This window comes from Kitasatospora sp. NPDC001225 (assembly GCF_053597855.1).
This window is the reverse complement of record NZ_JBSFJC010000056.1, coordinates 40,777-56,791: the sequence shown is the minus strand read 5'-3', so window position 1 is coordinate 56,791 and position 16,015 is coordinate 40,777. Positions and strand designations below refer to the sequence as shown.

The 16,015-nt window shown below is 74.0% G+C and carries 17 protein-coding genes; 8 read left to right on the top strand and 9 right to left on the bottom strand.

Annotated elements, in window-relative coordinates; all coding sequences use genetic code 11:
• Positions 1–88: 88 nt before the first annotated feature.
• From ACWDCZ_RS20670 to ACWDCZ_RS20660, 3 genes are all read right to left on the bottom strand, one after another.
• Positions 89–1,912 (bottom strand): glycosyl hydrolase family 18 protein, encoded by a 1,824-nt coding sequence (locus tag ACWDCZ_RS20670; RefSeq protein WP_079271742.1) that lies wholly within the window; start codon positions 1,910–1,912, stop codon positions 89–91.
• 301 nt (positions 1,913–2,213) lie between these two features.
• Positions 2,214–2,837, bottom strand: coding sequence for an FxLYD domain-containing protein (locus tag ACWDCZ_RS20665; RefSeq protein ID WP_449816601.1), 624 nt, complete (start codon positions 2,835–2,837; stop codon positions 2,214–2,216).
• Positions 2,838–2,974: 137 nt separating this feature from the next.
• Positions 2,975–3,535 (bottom strand): DoxX family protein, encoded by a 561-nt coding sequence (locus tag ACWDCZ_RS20660; protein ID WP_049660922.1) that lies wholly within the window; start codon positions 3,533–3,535, stop codon positions 2,975–2,977.
• 213 nt (positions 3,536–3,748) lie between these two features.
• On the opposite strand from ACWDCZ_RS20660, the gene ACWDCZ_RS20655 reads away from it, so the two are divergent.
• Positions 3,749–4,381, top strand: coding sequence for a MarC family protein (locus ACWDCZ_RS20655; protein WP_049660921.1), 633 nt, complete (start codon positions 3,749–3,751; stop codon positions 4,379–4,381).
• Positions 4,382–4,424: 43 nt separating this feature from the next.
• Here ACWDCZ_RS20655 and ACWDCZ_RS20650 read toward each other — a convergent pair whose 3' ends face one another.
• The gene (locus ACWDCZ_RS20650; RefSeq protein ID WP_449816600.1) at positions 4,425–4,964 is read right to left on the bottom strand and encodes an NADPH-dependent FMN reductase; all 540 of its coding nucleotides are present in this window, start codon (positions 4,962–4,964) and stop codon (positions 4,425–4,427) included.
• 90 nt (positions 4,965–5,054) lie between these two features.
• Positions 5,055–5,516, bottom strand: a complete 462-nt coding sequence (locus ACWDCZ_RS20645) for an Lrp/AsnC family transcriptional regulator (protein WP_234348510.1) — start codon at positions 5,514–5,516, stop codon at positions 5,055–5,057.
• 188 nt (positions 5,517–5,704) lie between these two features.
• Between ACWDCZ_RS20645 and ACWDCZ_RS20640 the strand changes: the two genes are divergently transcribed.
• From ACWDCZ_RS20640 to ACWDCZ_RS20630, 3 genes are all read left to right on the top strand, one after another.
• Positions 5,705–6,535 (top strand): tryptophan 2,3-dioxygenase, encoded by an 831-nt coding sequence (locus ACWDCZ_RS20640; protein WP_375874089.1) that lies wholly within the window; start codon positions 5,705–5,707, stop codon positions 6,533–6,535.
• A 56-nt stretch (positions 6,536–6,591) separates the two neighbouring features.
• Entirely contained in the window at positions 6,592–7,818 is a 1,227-nt protein-coding gene (gene kynU / locus ACWDCZ_RS20635) for a kynureninase (protein ID WP_449816599.1), read from the top strand.
• A 140-nt stretch (positions 7,819–7,958) separates the two neighbouring features.
• Positions 7,959–8,456: a F0F1 ATP synthase subunit B family protein gene (locus ACWDCZ_RS20630; protein WP_449816598.1), complete on the top strand. Its 498-nt coding sequence runs from the start codon at positions 7,959–7,961 to the stop codon at positions 8,454–8,456.
• 13 nt (positions 8,457–8,469) lie between these two features.
• Here the strand turns inward: ACWDCZ_RS20630 and ACWDCZ_RS20625 are convergent, their stop codons facing one another.
• Positions 8,470–9,414, bottom strand: a complete 945-nt coding sequence (locus tag ACWDCZ_RS20625) for a hypothetical protein (RefSeq protein ID WP_449816597.1) — start codon at positions 9,412–9,414, stop codon at positions 8,470–8,472.
• Between the two features lie 76 nt (positions 9,415–9,490).
• Here ACWDCZ_RS20625 and ACWDCZ_RS20620 point away from each other — a divergent pair, with 76 nt between their 5' ends.
• Positions 9,491–10,120, top strand: coding sequence for a TetR/AcrR family transcriptional regulator (locus ACWDCZ_RS20620; RefSeq protein WP_449816596.1), 630 nt, complete (start codon positions 9,491–9,493; stop codon positions 10,118–10,120).
• A gap of 139 nt (positions 10,121–10,259) precedes the next feature.
• Here ACWDCZ_RS20620 and ACWDCZ_RS20615 read toward each other — a convergent pair whose 3' ends face one another.
• Positions 10,260–11,732: a choice-of-anchor A family protein gene (locus ACWDCZ_RS20615; protein WP_449816595.1), complete on the bottom strand. Its 1,473-nt coding sequence runs from the start codon at positions 11,730–11,732 to the stop codon at positions 10,260–10,262.
• 254 nt (positions 11,733–11,986) lie between these two features.
• On the opposite strand from ACWDCZ_RS20615, the gene ACWDCZ_RS20610 reads away from it, so the two are divergent.
• The 3 genes from ACWDCZ_RS20610 (at position 11,987) to ACWDCZ_RS20600 (ending at position 14,326) form a co-directional block, all read left to right on the top strand.
• Complete coding sequence (locus ACWDCZ_RS20610; protein WP_416873366.1) at positions 11,987–12,694, top strand: 4'-phosphopantetheinyl transferase family protein; 708 nt, start codon at positions 11,987–11,989, stop codon at positions 12,692–12,694.
• A gap of 159 nt (positions 12,695–12,853) precedes the next feature.
• Positions 12,854–13,336: a membrane protein gene (locus ACWDCZ_RS20605; RefSeq protein WP_049654835.1), complete on the top strand. Its 483-nt coding sequence runs from the start codon at positions 12,854–12,856 to the stop codon at positions 13,334–13,336.
• A gap of 120 nt (positions 13,337–13,456) precedes the next feature.
• Complete coding sequence (locus ACWDCZ_RS20600; RefSeq protein ID WP_449816594.1) at positions 13,457–14,326, top strand: helix-turn-helix domain-containing protein; 870 nt, start codon at positions 13,457–13,459, stop codon at positions 14,324–14,326.
• Here the strand turns inward: ACWDCZ_RS20600 and ACWDCZ_RS20595 are convergent.
• A complete protein-coding gene (locus ACWDCZ_RS20595; protein ID WP_387819828.1) occupies positions 14,323–14,757 on the bottom strand; it encodes a hypothetical protein in 435 nt (144 codons plus the stop codon). The genes ACWDCZ_RS20600 and ACWDCZ_RS20595 overlap by 4 nt on opposite strands.
• A gap of 196 nt (positions 14,758–14,953) precedes the next feature.
• A complete protein-coding gene (locus ACWDCZ_RS20590) occupies positions 14,954–15,946 on the bottom strand; it encodes an Lrp/AsnC family transcriptional regulator (protein WP_380781727.1) in 993 nt (330 codons plus the stop codon).
• Between the last annotated feature and the right edge of the window lie 69 nt (positions 15,947–16,015).

Genomic DNA, 16,015 nt, shown 5'->3' with positions numbered 1-16,015 from the left:
GCCCCGGACGAGGTCATTCCTCGTCCGGGGCCGCCCGCGTGCGGTGCGAGGGTCCGTCAGGCCCCTCGGTCAGTCGGTGGTGCGGGTCTCAGCAGGGGCCGTTGTCGGTCCAGACGCCCCACTGGCCGCTCTGGCTCGGGTCGTCGCCCTTGGTCCACCACTTGTTGGTGTAGTAGTGGCCCTTCCACGAGACCTTGGTGCCGCCGGCCGCGTAGGTGGTGTTCGCGTCCCAGCTCGGGGCGGCCGGGCAGGAGGCCGGCGTGGTCGGGGTGCCGGTCGGGGTCCCGGTCGGCGTGCCCGTGGGGGTCCCGGTCGGGGTGCCGGTCGGCGTGCCGGTGGGGGTGCCGGTCGAGGTCGGGGTCGGCGTGCCGGTCGGCGGGGCCGGGCAGGCGGACGCGGAGCCGTTGGTGGCGCTCACCATCTTGTCGAACAGGGCGGTCTTGGTGCCCAGGTCGTACAGCGAGAAGGCGAAGGCGCCGCCGAGGCCGTTGCAGTGCGCGTAGTCGAGCTTGGCCTGGATCGACTTGGCGTCCTCACCGCTCCAGAAGGTGTTGCCGTCGTAGAAGTACGTGGCCTGGGCCGCGTCGTCCCAGAAGGTCTTGGACGGGTTGTCGACGAAGCCCGCGAGCTCCTTGAACATCTGGATGCCGGGGACGTTGCCGGACATCGCCGCGCCGGCCGCCGGCTGGGTGGCGGGCTGGTACAGGCCGTGCTTGCCGTTGTCCTTCACGCCGGTCCAGCCGCGGTAGTAGAACGGCACACCCATGTTGATCTTGTTGGCGGGGAAGCCGCCGGGGATGCCGTACTCCTTGTCGCCGACCGTCCACGCCTTGATGGCGTTGTCGATGGAGTACTTGCCGTTGCCCGGCTTGGCCGGGGTCGACGGGTCGTCCGGGGTCGAGTAGAGCGCGGCCTGGTGGTTGGTCGGCCCCTGGGCGTCCCAGCCGCCGTGCATGTCGTAGGTCATGACGTCGAGGAAGGTCAGGTACTGAGCGATCTTGTCGGTCTCGACGTTCATGATCTTGTCCTGGCCGGCGCCGACCGCCGCCGCCAGGGCGTAGGTCTTCTTGTCGGCCGCGCCCTGCGCGTCCAGCTGGGTGCGGAACTCCTTCAGCAGCGCGGTGAAGTTCTGCTTGTCCGCGGGGCTGGAGATGTTGCCGGTGTGGCCGCCGCCGCCCGGGTACTCCCAGTCGATGTCGATGCCGTCGAAGACGCCGGCCGCCGAGCCCGGGCCGCCGAAGCCGGCGTCGGCGGGCAGGTTGCCCTTGATGAACATGTCGATGCAGGACGACACCAGGTGCTTGCGCGAGGCGTCCGTGGCGGAGGCCGGCGAGAAGTACTTGGAGTAGGTCCAACCGCCCAGCGAGAGCAGGACCTTGAGGTTCGGGTTCTTCGCCTTCAGCTTCTTCAGCTGGTTGAAGTTGCCCGCGATCGGCTGGTTCCAGACGTCGCCGACGCCGTCGACCGAGATGTCCGCGCCGAAGCTCTTCTGGTAGTCGGCGAACGCGTCGGCGGCGCCGTCACCCGCGTTGGGGTTGTTGTCGTTCGTGTCCGCGGCCTTGGTGGCCTCGAAACACCCCAGGTCGGTCGGGTGGATGTTGGCGAAGTCGTAGATCAGGTAGTCCAGCTTCCCGGCGACGCCGGTGTCCTGGATCGTCTTGGGGTAGTACGCGTTCGCGTAGACCGACCACTGGTCGTAGTAGGCGACCTTGATGCCGCCACTGGTGGCGGGCGCGCCGGTGGAGTTGGTGGTCGCGGCGTTGGCCGCGGCACCGCCGGTCAGCGCGAGACCGGCGCCGAGCAGCAGGGAGGCGGTGGTGCCGGCCGCGATGGCGGCCAGGCTCTTGGGACGGCGTCGGCGGCCGCCCTGCGGAGCCGGGGTCCCGGCCCTTTCAATGCGTGAGCGCAGCATGGGTGCGTGACTCCTGGTTGTGGGGGTACCCGCCGTCCCGGGGGCGCGCGTCCGGGGTGGGGCCGGACGACCGGGACATGACAGGCATGGGTGGGGAATCGAGCGGATCAGACCATGACGGACTACCGGGATGTGCCGAACCGGCGCCGGCAGCACGAGGCCGCCGACGCCGGTTCAGGGGCTCCCTGCACCTGGGCAATAAAAATGGACTAGACCAACTCGCCCGTCAAGGGGTGCTGTTGGGCCTTGAGCCCCGCTTAAGGTTCCGCACCCGCGCTGAGCTGGGCGGCCGGGTCCCGACTCAATAGCGGACGGCGTTGGCCACCTCGGCCTTGACCGTGCCGGACAGGTCCCGGTTGGCGTGCCCGGTGGCCTGGGCACTCTGCCCGGCGGCCACGTCCTGGACGGTCACCGCGGTCGCGTCCAGCACCTTGCCGGACTCGTCCGTGAAGTCCAGCTGGATCACGTACCGGTACGACTGCTGCCCGTGGTTGGTGACGGTCAGCGACACCTGCGGCTTGCCGTCCGAACCGGTGCTCACCGCCCCGACCGCGACGTCCCCCTTGGCGTCCAGCCCGCCCTTGATCCCGGCGACGGCCGAGGAGGCCGCCGACACCGCCGCCGAGGCCTGCGCCTCCGCCGAGGCGATCGCCGCACCCGCCCCGCCGGCCACCGAGGCCAGCGCCGAGGCGGCGGAGGCGGCGGCGCTCGCACCCCGCACCACCGCGGCCGCCGCCCCGGAGGCCACACTGCTCGCACTCTGGCCGGAGGAGCAGCCCGCGAGCACCGCCGCGCCGACCACCGCGGCGACCAACACCCCTGCCACCGCCCGCCGTTGGCGGCGCAGCGGCGGTGCGTCCAGGTCCTGGGCGGTGGCCCTCGGCGGGGTACAGGCCCTCGCGCGGGTGAGCGGCTGGCGGTCCATGCGGTCCCTCGTTTCCGGTCGGCGCCGGGCTGCCCGGCACACCTCCCGGCCCACCCTCCGAGGGCGGGCGGGCCTCCGCCAGCAGGGCTGCTGCCTCCGGGTGAACCGGCCTGCGGGACCCGCCCCCGCGAGGGGCCCTACGAGAGCCCCGAGCCCTCCTGCTCGTCCGCCTCCACCGCGGCCCGCTCCTCGCGCAGCCGCACCTGGTGCCGGCGCCGGGCGACCGCGCCGTACGCCCCGGCGGCACTCGCCACGAAGGCCACCAGCCCGACCCACGGCCGGTCGAAGACGTGGCCGGTCAGGTGGTCCAGCGAGTACCGGCCGGCACCGGCCAGGCCGATCGCCAGCCCGGTCGCGCCGAGGAAGGCCGGGTACTCGTAGCCGCCGGACATCGCGAAGAAGCCGGCCGGGGCGTGCACCGACACCGCGCCCGCCATCGTCCCGGCCACCACCGCGCCGGCCGCCGGGGTGGCCAGCCCGGCCACCAGCAGCGCCCCGCCGCCCGCCTCGCCGAGGCCGGCCGCGAGCGCGCTCTCCCGGGCCGGGTGGAAGCCCATGTGCTCCATGGCCTGGGTGGTGCCCTCCAGGCCGCCGCCCCCGAACCAGCCGAACAGCTTCTGGGTGCCGTGCGCGATCAGCACCCCGCCGACCGCGCCGCGCAGGGCCAGCAGGCCCAGGTCCTTACGGTTCAGGCACATGTCGCATCCTCGCTTCCGCGGCGGGCTGGTCCCGCTCGCTGGCAGTCCTGCCTCCATAGCAACCGAGAGCGCCCGTCCCTTCGAGCCGGGACCGCCATCCGGGCGAATTCGCCCCTGACCAGGAATGGAACGGCCGCCGGGGAGATTCACGCCACGCCCGGCCGCGGGGCGTGGCGCCCCGGCCGCCCGGGGCCGCGCGGTCATGCTGGGCCCATGTTCGTCTTCAACCTGGGCAGCGCCTTCATCACCTTCTTCGCCGTGGTCGGTCCGCCGAAGACCCTGCTGGCCTTCGCCCGGCTGGCCGGGACCAGGAGCAACCTGGAGCTGCGGCGGCTGGCGGCGCTGAGCACGGCCATCTCGGCGGTGATCGGCCTGGTGCTCGGCTTCGGGGCCGACGAGCTGACCACCCTGTTCCACATCAGCGACCAGTCGCTGCAGCTCGCGGGCGGGGCGATCTTCTTCGTGTACGCCGTCGCACTGGTCTTCGGCGTCCACCTCGGCTCGGACGGCGAGGAGGACGAGCACCTCGCGAACCCGCTGGTGGACGGCATCCGCGAACTGCTGCTGCCGTACATCGCCAGCCCGCTCGCCATCACGGCCGTCCTGGTCGCCTCGCTCAACCAGGACAACTGGGGCTGGAAGGCCGCCGTCTCCGGGGCGTACGTGGCCGTCGCGGTGATCAACTACCTCTGCGTGGCGGTGCTCGCCCCGCTGATGCGGCGCACCCACCGCACCTCGCTGGAGGTGCTGTCCCGGCTGCTCGGGCTGCTGCTGGCGGCGGTCGGCGTCGAGCTGTTCCTGGAGGGCCTGGCCGGGCTCGGGGTGCACCTGCCGACGGGGCACTGAACCCGGCCAGACCCTCAGCCCCCTCCCCCTGCTGAGCCCCCGCTCAGCCCGCCGCGAGCCGGGACAGCACCCCGCCGATCCGCTCGCGCACCAGCGGGTCGGCGACCAGCCCGTCCGGGCCGACCGCGCCGCGCTCCAGCGGCAGCCGGACGCAGGCCTCGTCCAGCACCGCCGCACCGGTGTAGCCGAGGACGGTGCGCAGGGTGGCCTCGGCCCCCAGGCCGCGGCCCGGGCCGGCGGCGTTGATCCAGCCGGTCGGCTTGTCCGAGATCTCGACCCCGCCGACCGTCCAATCCAGCAGGTTCTTGAACGCGCCCGGCAGCGTCCCGGCGTACTCAGGGGTGCAGACCAGCAGCGCGTCGGCCGCCCCGATCGCGGCCCGCAGCCCGGCCACCGGCTCCGGCAGCGGGTCGGTGTCGTGGTCCGGGTTGAAGTGCGGCAGCCCGGCCAGGCCCTCGTAGTAGGCGGCCCGCAGGCCCGGGGTGGCGGCCGCCACCGCGGCCGCGGTGCGCAGCACCGTCTCGTTGGTGGAACCGGCCCGCAGGCTCCCGGGCAGCAGCAGGATGTGGCGCTCGTTCGGCATGCCGGGCAACCTACCCCTTGACGTCCGCGTCAGGGCCGGCCGGCCACGGTGCCGCGACCCGACCGCAGCCCGACCGCGGCCCGGCGGCGCTCAGTGCGGCACCACCGGCCGCCAGGGCACCGGGCTGGAGAGGATCATCGAGCTGGACGGCTGGCCGTAGCCGCCGAGCCGGTCGCACACCGCCTCGAACTCGGCCATCGTCGACACCGCGACCAGCAGCACGCAGCACGCCCCGCCGGTGACCCGGTGCAGCTGGACCACCTCCGGCCAGGTCGGCACCTCCGGGTCGCGCAGCACGCAGCGCGGGCCGTAGCACTGGATCTGGACCAGCGCGGTGATCGGCAGCCCGGCCCGGGTGAGGTCCACGTGGGCGTGGTAGCCGCTGATCACGCCCTCGGACTCCAGCCGGCGGACCCGTTCGGCCACCGCGGGTGCGGACAGGCTCACCCGGCGGGAGAGTTCGTTGTACGAGAGCCGGGCGTCGGCCTGGAGCTCGGCGAGCAGACGGCGGTCGACGGCGTCCAAGGCGGCCTCCCGGGTGGTCGGGATCAAGGGATTTCCATTCGTAAAGCGAATCGGCGGAACGCCTCGCGAACGACAGCTCCGAAGGCGGTTGTGATGCCCGTCGACCATTCAAGCGGGGGGCACCGCCGCCGCACAATGGGCACCCGGTGGAACCCGGCAGTCCGGCTGGTCCACCGGACCGGGCGACGCGGCCCGGAGGATCTGGAGGGATCGGGATGGGGCACGACACGGTGGAGACGCCCAACCTGTCGTTCGGCCGGGGCGGAGCGCCCGGCCGGGGCACCCCGTACGCCGAGTACGTACGCCTGGAGGAACTGCACGGCCTGCAGCACCCGCGCAGCAAGGAGCCGGCCGAGCTGTCGTTCATCGTCACCACCCAGGTGATGGAGCTGCTGTTCGACCTGCTGCGGCACGAGTGGACGCTCGCCCGGCAGGCGCTGCGCGAGGACGACCTGGCCGCCGCCCTGGCCGCGCTGCGCCGGGGCACCCACGTCCAGGACGTGCTGGTGGAGTCCTGGGACCTGCTGGCCACCATGACCCCGCACGAGTTCAACTCCTTCCGCTCGCTGTTCGGCGAGGCCTCCGGCTTCCAGTCCGCCGCCTTCCTGCGGCTGGAGTTCCTGCTCGGCAACAAGAACGCCGCGCTGCTGGCGATGTACGACGGGATGCCCGACACCCGGGCCGAGCTGACCGAGGCACTGCGCTCCCCCGGCCTTTACGACGAGGCGCTGGCGCTGCTGGCGCGCCGCGGCCTGGCCCCGCACCCGGCCCCCTCCGAGCAGCGCTACCAGCCGTCCGCGGAGGTCGAGGCGGCCTGGCGGCGGGTGTACACGGAGCCGGAGCTCGCCGCGCTCCGGCCGCTCGGCGAGGCCCTGCTGGACGTGGCCGAACGGGTCACCCGGTGGCGCCAGCGCCACCTCTCGGCGGTCAAGCGGACCATGGGCGGCAAGCCCGGCTCGGGCGGCTCCAGCGGGCTGACCTGGCTGCGCAAGTCGGCCGAGCAGGACGTCTTCCCGGAGCTGTGGACGATCCGGGACGGGCTGTGACGGGCACAACGGGTACGGAACGGGACGGGCAGAGGATGACGAGGGAGGGACGGGCAATGACCACGCGCGAGGACTGCGCGGCGCTGGACGCCGCCGACCCGCTGGCGGCGTTCCGCAAGGAGTTCGCCCTGCCGGACGGGGTGGTCTACCTGGACGGCAACTCGCTGGGCGCGCTGCCGGCGCGCACGCCCGAGCGGGTGCGCCGGGTGGTCGAGGAGGAGTGGGGCCGGGAGCTGATCCGCAGCTGGAACGACGCCGGCTGGTTCGAGCAGCCGTACCGGCTGGGGCGGCGGATCGCGCCGCTGGTCGGCGCCGCTCCGGCGGAGGTGGTCGTCTGCGACACCACCTCGGTCAACCTGTTCAAGGTGCTGTCGGCCGCACTGCGGCTGCGCCCGGGCCGGCGCACGGTGCTCGGCGACGCCGAGGCCTTCCCGACCGACCTGTACATCGCCGAGGGCGTGACCGGCCTGGTCGAGGGCGCGCGCAGCGCGCTGATCCGCCCCGAGGAGCTGGACCGGCACCTGGACGGGGACGTCGCCGCGGTCGTCCTCTCGCACGTCGACTACCGCACCGGCGAGCTGCTGGACATGCCCGGGATCACCGCCCGGGTGCACGCCGCGGGCGCCCTGATGATCTGGGACGTGTGCCACTCCGTGGGCGCGCTGCCGGTCGGACTCGACGCCGCCGGCGCCGACTTCGCGATCGGCTGCACCTACAAGTACCTGAACGGCGGCCCCGGCTCGCCGGCCTTCCTGTACGTCGCCGAGCGGCACCTGGCGGCCGGCCCGCTCCAACCGCTCAGCGGCTGGTTCGGCCACGCCCGGCCGTTCGCCTTCGAGCCCGGGTACGAGCCGAGGCCGGGCATCGGCCGGTTCCTGACCAGCTCGCCCTCGCTGCTCGGCCAGGCCGCCCTCGGCGCCTCGCTGGACATCTGGGAGCGGGTCGACCTGGCGGAGGTGCGGGCGAAGAGCCTGGCACTGACCGACCTGTTCGTCTCGCTGACCGAGGACCTGGACGGCGTCGAGGTGGCGACCCCGCGCGAGCACGCCCGGCGCGGCAGCCAGGTCGCGCTGCGGCACGCCGACGGCTACCCGGTGGTGCAGGCGCTGATCGAGCGCGGGGTGATCGGCGACTTCCGCGCGCCGGACCTGATGCGCTTCGGCTTCACGCCGCTCTACCTGTCGTACACCGAGGTCTGGGACGCGGCCCGGCAGTTGGCCGAGGTGCTGGAGAGCGGCGAGTGGCGGGCGGAGCGCTTCTCCCGCCGGGGCGAGGTGACGTAGCCGGCCGGGAGGACCGGCCCCCGGAGCGGCGGCACGACCCGGGGGCCGCCGTGACGCAGCTCATGCCCGGGCCGAGTTCGACCTCCGTCGTCCTTGGGGATGCTCAAGACTGACGGACGTCACACCCTGGGGAGGCGTGCGTGAACCTCGAACTCGGCCCGCTCAAGCCCGAACCGGCCCCGCTGCTGCTGGGCCTGGCACTGCTCTTCCTGCTGATGTGGGCGCTCGGCCGCCGTCTGCTCCCGCGGATCGAACGGGTGCAGTCCGAACGCTGGGAGGCCACCGAGGGCCGCGCCGAACGCGCCGAGGCCCTGCTCGCCGAGGCCGAGGCCACCCGGGAGGCCCGGCTGCTGGAGCTGGCCGAGGCACGGCACGAGGCGGCCCGGATCCGGGAGGAGTACGCCGAGCGCGGCGCGGCGGCGATGGTCGCGGCCCGCGCGGAGGGCATCCGCGCCCGGGACGAACTGCTCACCGCCGGCCGCGCCCGGATCGCCGCCGACCGGGCCGAGGCGGCCCGCGTGCTGCGGCAGGACGTCGGCGAGCTGGCCGTCGCCCTGGCCGGCCGGGTGATCGGCGAACCGGTGCACGCCGTCGCCGCGCGACGTCGGACGGTGGAGCGCTTCTTCGAGGCGAACTAGCCTTGCCGGAGCGTCAGTTCGTCATCTCCTGGACCAGCCCGCGGTAGACCGCGTAGGCCGGCTTGGGCGTGTAGTCGTCGCGCAGCAGGCCGAAGCGCGGGAACAGCCCGGCACCCGCGCTGTCCGCGTCGCGCAGCGCGAAGAACGCGTAACCGGTGACGTGGAGTTCGGCGGCGAGCCCGGCGACCGTCCGGACCACCTCCGCCACCACCTCGGCCTGCCGCGCCTCGCTCCGCCCGGGGCCGGTGGGCCAGCCGTTCTCGCAGATCCGCAGCGGGACGTCCGGCCCGATCCCGGCCCGGGGCAGCGCGTCCCGGCGGAAGCCGGTGAGCACCGCCCGTACCGCGTCGGCGAGTTGGGACGGCTGGACGGGGCGGAAGACGTCCGGGAAGAAGTCCAGGCCGACGTAGTCCAGGGCGCGGTGGAAGCGCTCGTCGGCGAGCTCCCCGAGCTCGGTCCAGAAGGTGTCCGCGGGGTCGAAGGAGGGCACCGCGTTGAAGCCGACGGCCAGCCGGTCGAATCCGTGGGCCAGCGCCTCCTCCTTGGCCGCGACCACGCCCTCGACCAGCGCCCGGCGGACGTTCGGGATGCTGCCGTCCACGGGCGGGAGGTCCAGGTTGGGCTCCTCGCAGATCTGGAGCAGGGCGAGGCGGTGCCCCTCGGTCCGGACCGTCCGCCGGACGAAGTCCAGCCAGCCCGCCAACTCCCCGCTCCGCTCCCGGTACTGGACCACCAGGTCGAGCCGGCGGCCCTCGACGGCGTACCGCTCGGGCCGCTCGGGGGTGTGCTCGCCGCCCGGGTATGAGCGGTAGGCGCGGACCAGGAACTCCCCCGCACCGCCCTGGAGTTCGCGCAGGGCGGCGGTGATCAGGGCCGGGTCGTCGGGGCGGGCGGGGGTGATCACGCCGGTGTCGTCGCCCGCCAGCCCGCCGGGATAGATGCCGAAGGTGAAGGTCATGCCGCCACCGTAGCGGATATTTTTGGTGTCACCACAAGTTTTCAGTGACACCATGATTGGCGGATAGGATCCGGCCATGGGACTTCGCGAACTCAAGAAGCAGCAGACCCGGGATCTGCTCTCCGACACCGCCATGGGCCTGTTCGCCGAGCGCGGCTTCGACCGGGTCACGGTGGTCGAGGTGGCCCGGGCCGCCGGGGTCTCGCCGAACACGGTCTTCAACTACTTCCCGACCAAGGAGGACCTGTTCTTCGACCGCCAGGAGGAGGTGGTCGCCCACCTGGCCGAGGTGGTCCGGCACCGCCCCCCGGGCAGTTCGGCCGTGGACGCCGTCCGGGCCGACCTGCTGGCGGCCTTCGCGAGCGGCGAGCCGACGGTCGGGCTGAACCCGGGGATCGCGGCGTTCTGGCGGATCGTCGAGGACAGCGCCGCCCTGCGGGCCCGACTGCTGGAGCTCGGCGAACGGGCCGAGGCGGCGCTGGCGGCCGCCCTGGCCGAGGAATCGGGCGCCGCACCGGAGGACCCGCTCCCCCGGGTCGTGGCCGGAGCCGTCGCGGGGGCCCACCGGGCGGTGCTCGGCGAGATCCGGCGGGCCATGGTGGCCGGGGAGCCGGCCGAGGCGGTACGGACCCGGGTCGAGGCGGCGGTGCGGCACGCCTTCGGCCTGCTCGCCTCAGGCCTCGCCCACTACCCGGCCGAGCGGTAGGCGGGCGGACCGGGGGAACGCCCGCGGCGCCGGGGACGGGAACGGCGCAGGCCGCCCGGTCGGGGTCGACTCGGGCGGCCTGCGCCGCTGTCCGGCTGATCAGTTCGTCAGTTCGTCAGTTCGCCAGCCGTACGGTCCGTCAGCTGTGGCGGCCGCGGCGGCGGGCGGCCAGTACGGCCAGACCGCCGAGGCCGAGCAGGCCGACGCCCGCCAGGCCGAAGACCACCGGAGCGTTGCCCGCACCGGTGGAGGGCAGCTCACCGCCACCGGGGTGCTGGCTGGTCGGCGCCTTGGTCGGGTGGTGACTGGTCGGGCCCGGACCGGCGCTCGACGTCGTCGCACTGGCCGACGGCGAGGTCGGCGCCGGAGAGGTCGGCGCGGGGGACGTCGGGCTCGGCGAGGTCGGGGACGGGGACGTCGGCGACGGTGATGTGGGAGACGGCGAGGTCGGCGACGGAGACGTCGGGCTCGGCGAGGTCGGCGAGGTCGGCGAGGGGGACGTGGGCGAGGGGGACGGCGTCGGCGAGGTCGGCGACGGGCTGGGCGTCACGGCGCAGTCCGGCAGGTCGCCGTCGAACGGGTAGCTGTGGATCTCGTAGCCGCCGGTACCGGTGTGGACCAGGTTGCCCGCCAGGTACACCCGGCCGTTCATGCCCGGCTGGGCGATGGTCGTGGTGCCGCCCGGGTTGCCGGCCATGACCGAGCCCTGGAACTGGGCGCTGCCGAGGATCTGCGCCGAGGTCGCGGTCGGGAAGTTGTACATCAGCTTCGAGCGCATGTCGGTGGTCTGGTCCCCGGCCAGGCCGGTACCGGTGTAGGTGTTGATGATCGGACTGTCCCCGAGCATGTTCACCACGACGGTGGCGCCGGCCGGGATGTTGTTGAAGACCAGGCCGATCTGCCCGCCGGACGGCGAGGCGAGGTTCTGGGTGACGTTGAAGACCTGCTTCATGCTGGTCCCGTCACCGGTGAAGGTCGCCTGGCTCGGGGAGATGTCGACGGTGCCGGTCGCGGTGGCCCGGCCGACGCAGTCGGAGACCTCCTCGATCTGGGTCAGCACCGACTGGTAGGGCGCGGCCGCGTTCGGGTCCTGGATCGACTCGCCGGTGGGGTCGATGTTCACGGTGCCGGTGACGGAGCCCGCGTGGCGCAGGTTGCCGAAGGCCGGGCCGTGCGAGTCGCTGCCGCCGATCAGGATCGCGTTGCCGGTCAGCACGTCGACGTTGCCGCCGGTGGTCACGAAGTCGCTGCCGTTCGGCGGCACCACGCGCGAGCCGACGCCGACGACGCCCATGTTGTAGATGCCGCCGCCGTTCTTGTCGACGGTCAGGTTCCCCAGCGTGACGATCTTGCCCTCGGCCTCCGCGGCGCGGCCGGTCACCGTGTAGTCGCCGCCGGTGAAGACGTTGATGGTGGCGTCGCGGCCGGGGAAGTCGCCGTTGTTGGGCGGCGGCCAGGTGGCGGGGCAGTCGGGCCCCGAGCAGGCGCCCAGCGGCGGGGCCAGCGGAGCGGCGGAACCGACCGTCAGCACCGCGGCCAGCGGCAGCGCGGTGAGGGCGGTCGCCACCGCCACCCGGACGGCCCGGCGCCGTCGTGTGGCCGGTGTTCTCACGGCGGTCGTTCTGTGATCCGGCGAACCGGTGGCCTGACCCATCGACAATTCCTCCGTGCATGAGAAAAGGACAGGCCAGGACGACCTGCCATGTTCCGTGCCATCTGCTGGCGATCTCACAGATCCGGGACATCCAACCCCAAAACGGACCATCCGCACTTTACAGACCCTCAGATCGGATCCGAAATTCATCCGTACGGAGCAGCGCTTCCTCGGGCGGGTGCCGACGGACGGCAAGGCCCTAGGTTGGAGGCATGACCACCGAGGCCCAGGAACAGAGCGCGCCGCTCGTCGCCGTCGCGTCCGCCGACGCCGTACTGCGGCACCCCGAGGCGGGCGAGCACCTGCTGACCGCCATGGAGCGGGAGCGCGCCGCGCGCTTCCGGCACGAGTCCGGGCGGACCGACTTCACCGCCGGCCACGTCCTGGTCCGGCTCTGCGCCGCCCGGCTGCTCGACGTGCCGGTGGCCGGCCTCGTCCTCGCCCAGCAGTGCCCGGACTGCGGGCTCGCCGACCACGGCAAGCCCTACCTGCCGGACCACCCCGGGGTGCACGTGAGCCTGTCGCACACCCGGGGCGTGGTCGCGGCCGGCGCCGGGTTCCAGCCGGTCGGGGTCGACGTCGAGCTGTCCACCCGGGGCGGCTCTCTGCGCTCGGTCGCCCGCCGGGTGCTCGCCCCGGCCGAGCTCGCCCTGGTCGAGGCCGACCCGGAGCCGGAGCGGGCGTTCCTGCGGCTCTGGGTGCGCAAGGAGTCGCTGATCAAGATCGGGCGGGCCACCCTGGACACCCTCGGCCGGGTCGACCTCTCCGCCCTGCCGCTGGCCGTCCCGCCGGGCGCCCCGCTGCGCAGCCGGTACGAGGACCTGCACCTGCTCGACTGGACCGACCCTGAGCACGCCGCCGCCGTCGCGGCCGTCAGCACCGCCCCGCCCCGGATCGTGGAGCTCACGGCGGCCGGCTGAGCGAACGGGGCTGGACGCCGGCGGCGGGCTCCGGCGCCCACCCGCACGGTGGGCCGGTGAATAAGCGGTGTTAGCGTGCCTGGTCGTGGGCCCGCCGATCGCGTGCGCCCCGCCCCCAGCCGACCAGCTGCCCACCGGAATTCAAGAGGGTGCCCCGCCATGGCCAAGTTCCTGCTGAGCCTGCACGTCCTCGTGTCGGTCCTGTTCATAGGCCCGGTCGCGGTGGCCGTCAGCATGTTCCCGCGCCGGGCGAAGGCCGCGCTGGCGGGCGGACCGGACCGGGCCTCCGACGCCGGCGTGCTGCGGGTGCTGCATCGGATCACCCAGGTCTACGCGCTGCTCGGGGTCGCGGTGCCGGTGCTGGGCATCGGCCTGGCCCAGGTGATGGACGTGCTCGGGCAGTCCTGGGTGATCGTCTCGATGGTGCTGACCGCGATCGCCGCGCTCTCCCTCCTGCTCTTCGTGCTGCCCGGCCAGCAGGCCGCCGTGGACGCGCTCGAACTCGACCCGTCGGACGAGCGGCACGCCAAGGCCGTCGGCGGCCTGAAGCTGCTGCCGATGACCGCCGGGGTGTTCAACCTGCTGTGGGCCGTGGTCGTGGTGCTCATGGTCATCCGCCCGGGGTCCAGCACCGGCGTCTGAGCCCCGGATCCCTTGGGCTCTGATCCCCCAGCCCTGATCCCCCGGGCCCCGGGCTCCTTGTCGCCTGGTCCCCCGCGCCCCCTCCCGCCGACCGTGGTGGTTCGAGTACCGTCCTGGGCCATGACGATCATGGCGGGCATGGGCAGCCCGACGGGAACCGGCGTCGGTCCGCTGCTGCGCGGCTGGCGGGTACGACGGCAACTCAGCCAGCTGCAACTGGCACTGCGGGCGGACTCCTCGGCCCGCCACCTCAGCTTCGTCGAGAACGGCCGCTCCCGCCCCAGCCGGGAGCTGGTGCTGCGGCTGGCCGAGGAGCTGGACGTCCCGGTGCGCGAGCGCAACGCCCTGCTGCTGGCGGCCGGTTACGCCCCGCACTACCCCGAGACACCGCTGGACGACCCGTCGATGGCCGCGCTGCGCGGCGGGCTGGAGCGGCTGCTGGCCGCCCACGACCCGTACCCGGCGGTCGTGGTCGACGGGTCCTTCCGGGTGCTGGCGGCCAACCGCTCGCTCGGACTGCTCCTGGACGGCGTCGCCCCGCACCTGCTGGAGCCGCCGTTCAACGCGATCCGGATCACCCTGCACCCCGACGGGCTCGCGCCGCGCATCGTCAACCTGCGGCAGTGGCGGCGGCACCTGCTGGAGCGGATGGAGCGGCAGCTGGAGCTGGTCCGCGCCGAGCCGCTGCGCCGGCTGTACGAGGAGGTCCGCGGCTACCCCGAACCGGCCGGCGACCCGGCGGACGAGCCGGCCGACGGCCGGGTGGACGGGCCGGCCGCGTACGGGTCCCCGTTCGCGCTGCCGCTGCGGATCCGGTACGAGGAGCGGGTGCTCTCCTTCCTCTCCACCATCGCGACCTTCAACACGCCGCTGGACGTCACCGTCTCCGAGCTGGCCATGGAGACCTTCCTGCCGGCCGACGCGGAGACGGTGCGGTTCCTGCAGTCCGTGGTCGGCCCCGAGCGTCAGGTCGTGCCCGACACGCCTTAGCCCTGCTGCCTGGCCCGGCGCCGCAGGGCGGTGAACTGGAGGACGGCGAACAGGGCCACCGCCGCGGCCTGCACCGGGATCCAGACGAACCCGGCGGTGGTCGGCTCCAGCCACACCTCCATCGCGACCAGGCTGAGCACCACCCAGGCCAGGTTGACGCCGATCACCGCCCGCACCCCCGGCCCCGGCGGCTGCCGCCGGGCGGCCAGCGCGCCGACCGCGAGGGCGTACCCGAGGAGGAGCAGCCCGACCTCGACCAGGGTGGTGCGGCCCGCGCCGAGCAGCTCGCCGAGCGGACCGGAGAAGGCCAGGTAGGCCAGGCCGTTGCCGCCGGTCACCAGGGCGTCCAGGGTCAGGGCGCCGCGCACCGTCCACGGGGAGAGAGCGGAACCTGGCCGGGCGGGGCTGAGGGTGTTCGCGTGGGCGGACATGGCGGATCGCCTCCTGTCGGGGGTGGGCCCCGGGACCGTGGCGGCCGCACCGGGTGCCCCCACCCTGCCCGGCCCGGCGGCGGGCGTCGATTACCCCGCAGGTAAGGGCGGGCGCCCGCACGGGCACGGTCGTCGGGCTACGGCCGCCGGGCCACGGGCAACGCGGGCTACGGCCGCTGGGCCACGAGCAGTCGGGCTACGGCCGCCGGGGCGGCTGCCGGAGCAGGACGCCCGCCCGCTTCACCGCGCGGGCGGTGATGGTGGTCTCCGCCCTGGTGACGCCGAGCGGTCCGAGGGTGTCGGTGAGGAAGCGGTACAGCTCGCCGTGGTCCGGGCAGAACACCGTGGCCAGCAGGTTGGCCGGGCCGCTGGTGGCGAACACCCCGTGCACCCGCGGGTGGCGGGCCAGCACCGTGCCGACCTCGGCGATCCGGCCGGGCGGTACGTCCAGCCAGAGGTTGGCGTCCACGGCCAGGCCGAGCAGCCGCGGGTCCACGGTGGCATGGGTGCGCAGCAGCCCGGCCCCGTCCAGCCGGTGCAGCCGGCGGCGCACCGTGGACTCGGGCGCGCCCACGGCCGCGGCCAATACGGCGTGGGACTGCCGGGCGTCCTCGCCGAGCCGCTCCAGCAGCGTGCGGTCGAGATCGTCCAGCGGCGGGGGCGCGGCGGGGCGCGGGACGGCGGACCGGGCGAGCGCGGCGGCCTCCTCCCCGGTCAGGTACCCGGCCCGCCACTGCCCGGCGTCGGCGAAGGCGTGCAGCACCGCGTGGGTGGTGGTCTCGGTGACGGCGCCGGTCGCGGGCAGCTGCCCGTACAGCAGCCGGTCGCGGGAGCCGGCGTCGGTGAGCACCACGGCCCCGACCTCGTGGCCGCCGAGCATCACGTCGACGAACGGCACGTCGGGGCGGTCGGCGAGGGCCCGCGCGATGGCGTCCACCCGGCCGCTCAGCACCCGGACCCGCAGCAGCAGCGCGCCCACGGCGGCGTCCTCGACGTCCGGCAGCCGGACCACCCGCAGCACCCCGGCCTGCCGCATCCGGCCCAGCCGGCGGGTGACCGTCCGGGCGGAGACGCCCAGCACCTCGGCGATCCGGCCGGGCTCGGCCCGTCCGTCCACCTGGAGGGCGCACACCAGGCGGCGGTCGAGGGCGTCCAGCACGCTGTCCGGATCGGCGGTGGAGAGGTCCATGGTGTCCGATCCCCGCCACTTCCGGCGGCTGCTGCGTCCTCTTCGGCAGCCCCGACGGTACTCCTTGTC

Bases quoted from the DNA above. Each gene is read 5' to 3' on its own strand.
- ACWDCZ_RS20670 (WP_079271742.1), bottom strand. From the start codon at position 1,912: ATGCTGCGCTCACGCATTGAAAGGGCCGGGACCCCGGCTCCGCAGGGC.
- ACWDCZ_RS20665 (WP_449816601.1), bottom strand. From the start codon at position 2,837: ATGGACCGCCAGCCGCTCACCCGCGCGAGGGCCTGTACCCCGCCGAGG.
- ACWDCZ_RS20660 (WP_049660922.1), bottom strand. From the start codon at position 3,535: ATGTGCCTGAACCGTAAGGACCTGGGCCTGCTGGCCCTGCGCGGCGCG.
- ACWDCZ_RS20655 (WP_049660921.1), top strand. From the start codon at position 3,749: ATGTTCGTCTTCAACCTGGGCAGCGCCTTCATCACCTTCTTCGCCGTG.
- ACWDCZ_RS20650 (WP_449816600.1), bottom strand. From the start codon at position 4,964: ATGCCGAACGAGCGCCACATCCTGCTGCTGCCCGGGAGCCTGCGGGCC.
- ACWDCZ_RS20640 (WP_375874089.1), top strand. From the start codon at position 5,705: ATGGGGCACGACACGGTGGAGACGCCCAACCTGTCGTTCGGCCGGGGC.
- kynU (WP_449816599.1), top strand. From the start codon at position 6,592: ATGACCACGCGCGAGGACTGCGCGGCGCTGGACGCCGCCGACCCGCTG.
- ACWDCZ_RS20625 (WP_449816597.1), bottom strand. From the start codon at position 9,414: ATGACCTTCACCTTCGGCATCTATCCCGGCGGGCTGGCGGGCGACGAC.
- ACWDCZ_RS20620 (WP_449816596.1), top strand. From the start codon at position 9,491: ATGGGACTTCGCGAACTCAAGAAGCAGCAGACCCGGGATCTGCTCTCC.
- ACWDCZ_RS20610 (WP_416873366.1), top strand. From the start codon at position 11,987: ATGACCACCGAGGCCCAGGAACAGAGCGCGCCGCTCGTCGCCGTCGCG.
- ACWDCZ_RS20605 (WP_049654835.1), top strand. From the start codon at position 12,854: ATGGCCAAGTTCCTGCTGAGCCTGCACGTCCTCGTGTCGGTCCTGTTC.
- ACWDCZ_RS20600 (WP_449816594.1), top strand. From the start codon at position 13,457: ATGACGATCATGGCGGGCATGGGCAGCCCGACGGGAACCGGCGTCGGT.
- ACWDCZ_RS20595 (WP_387819828.1), bottom strand. From the start codon at position 14,757: ATGTCCGCCCACGCGAACACCCTCAGCCCCGCCCGGCCAGGTTCCGCT.
- ACWDCZ_RS20590 (WP_380781727.1), bottom strand. From the start codon at position 15,946: ATGGACCTCTCCACCGCCGATCCGGACAGCGTGCTGGACGCCCTCGAC.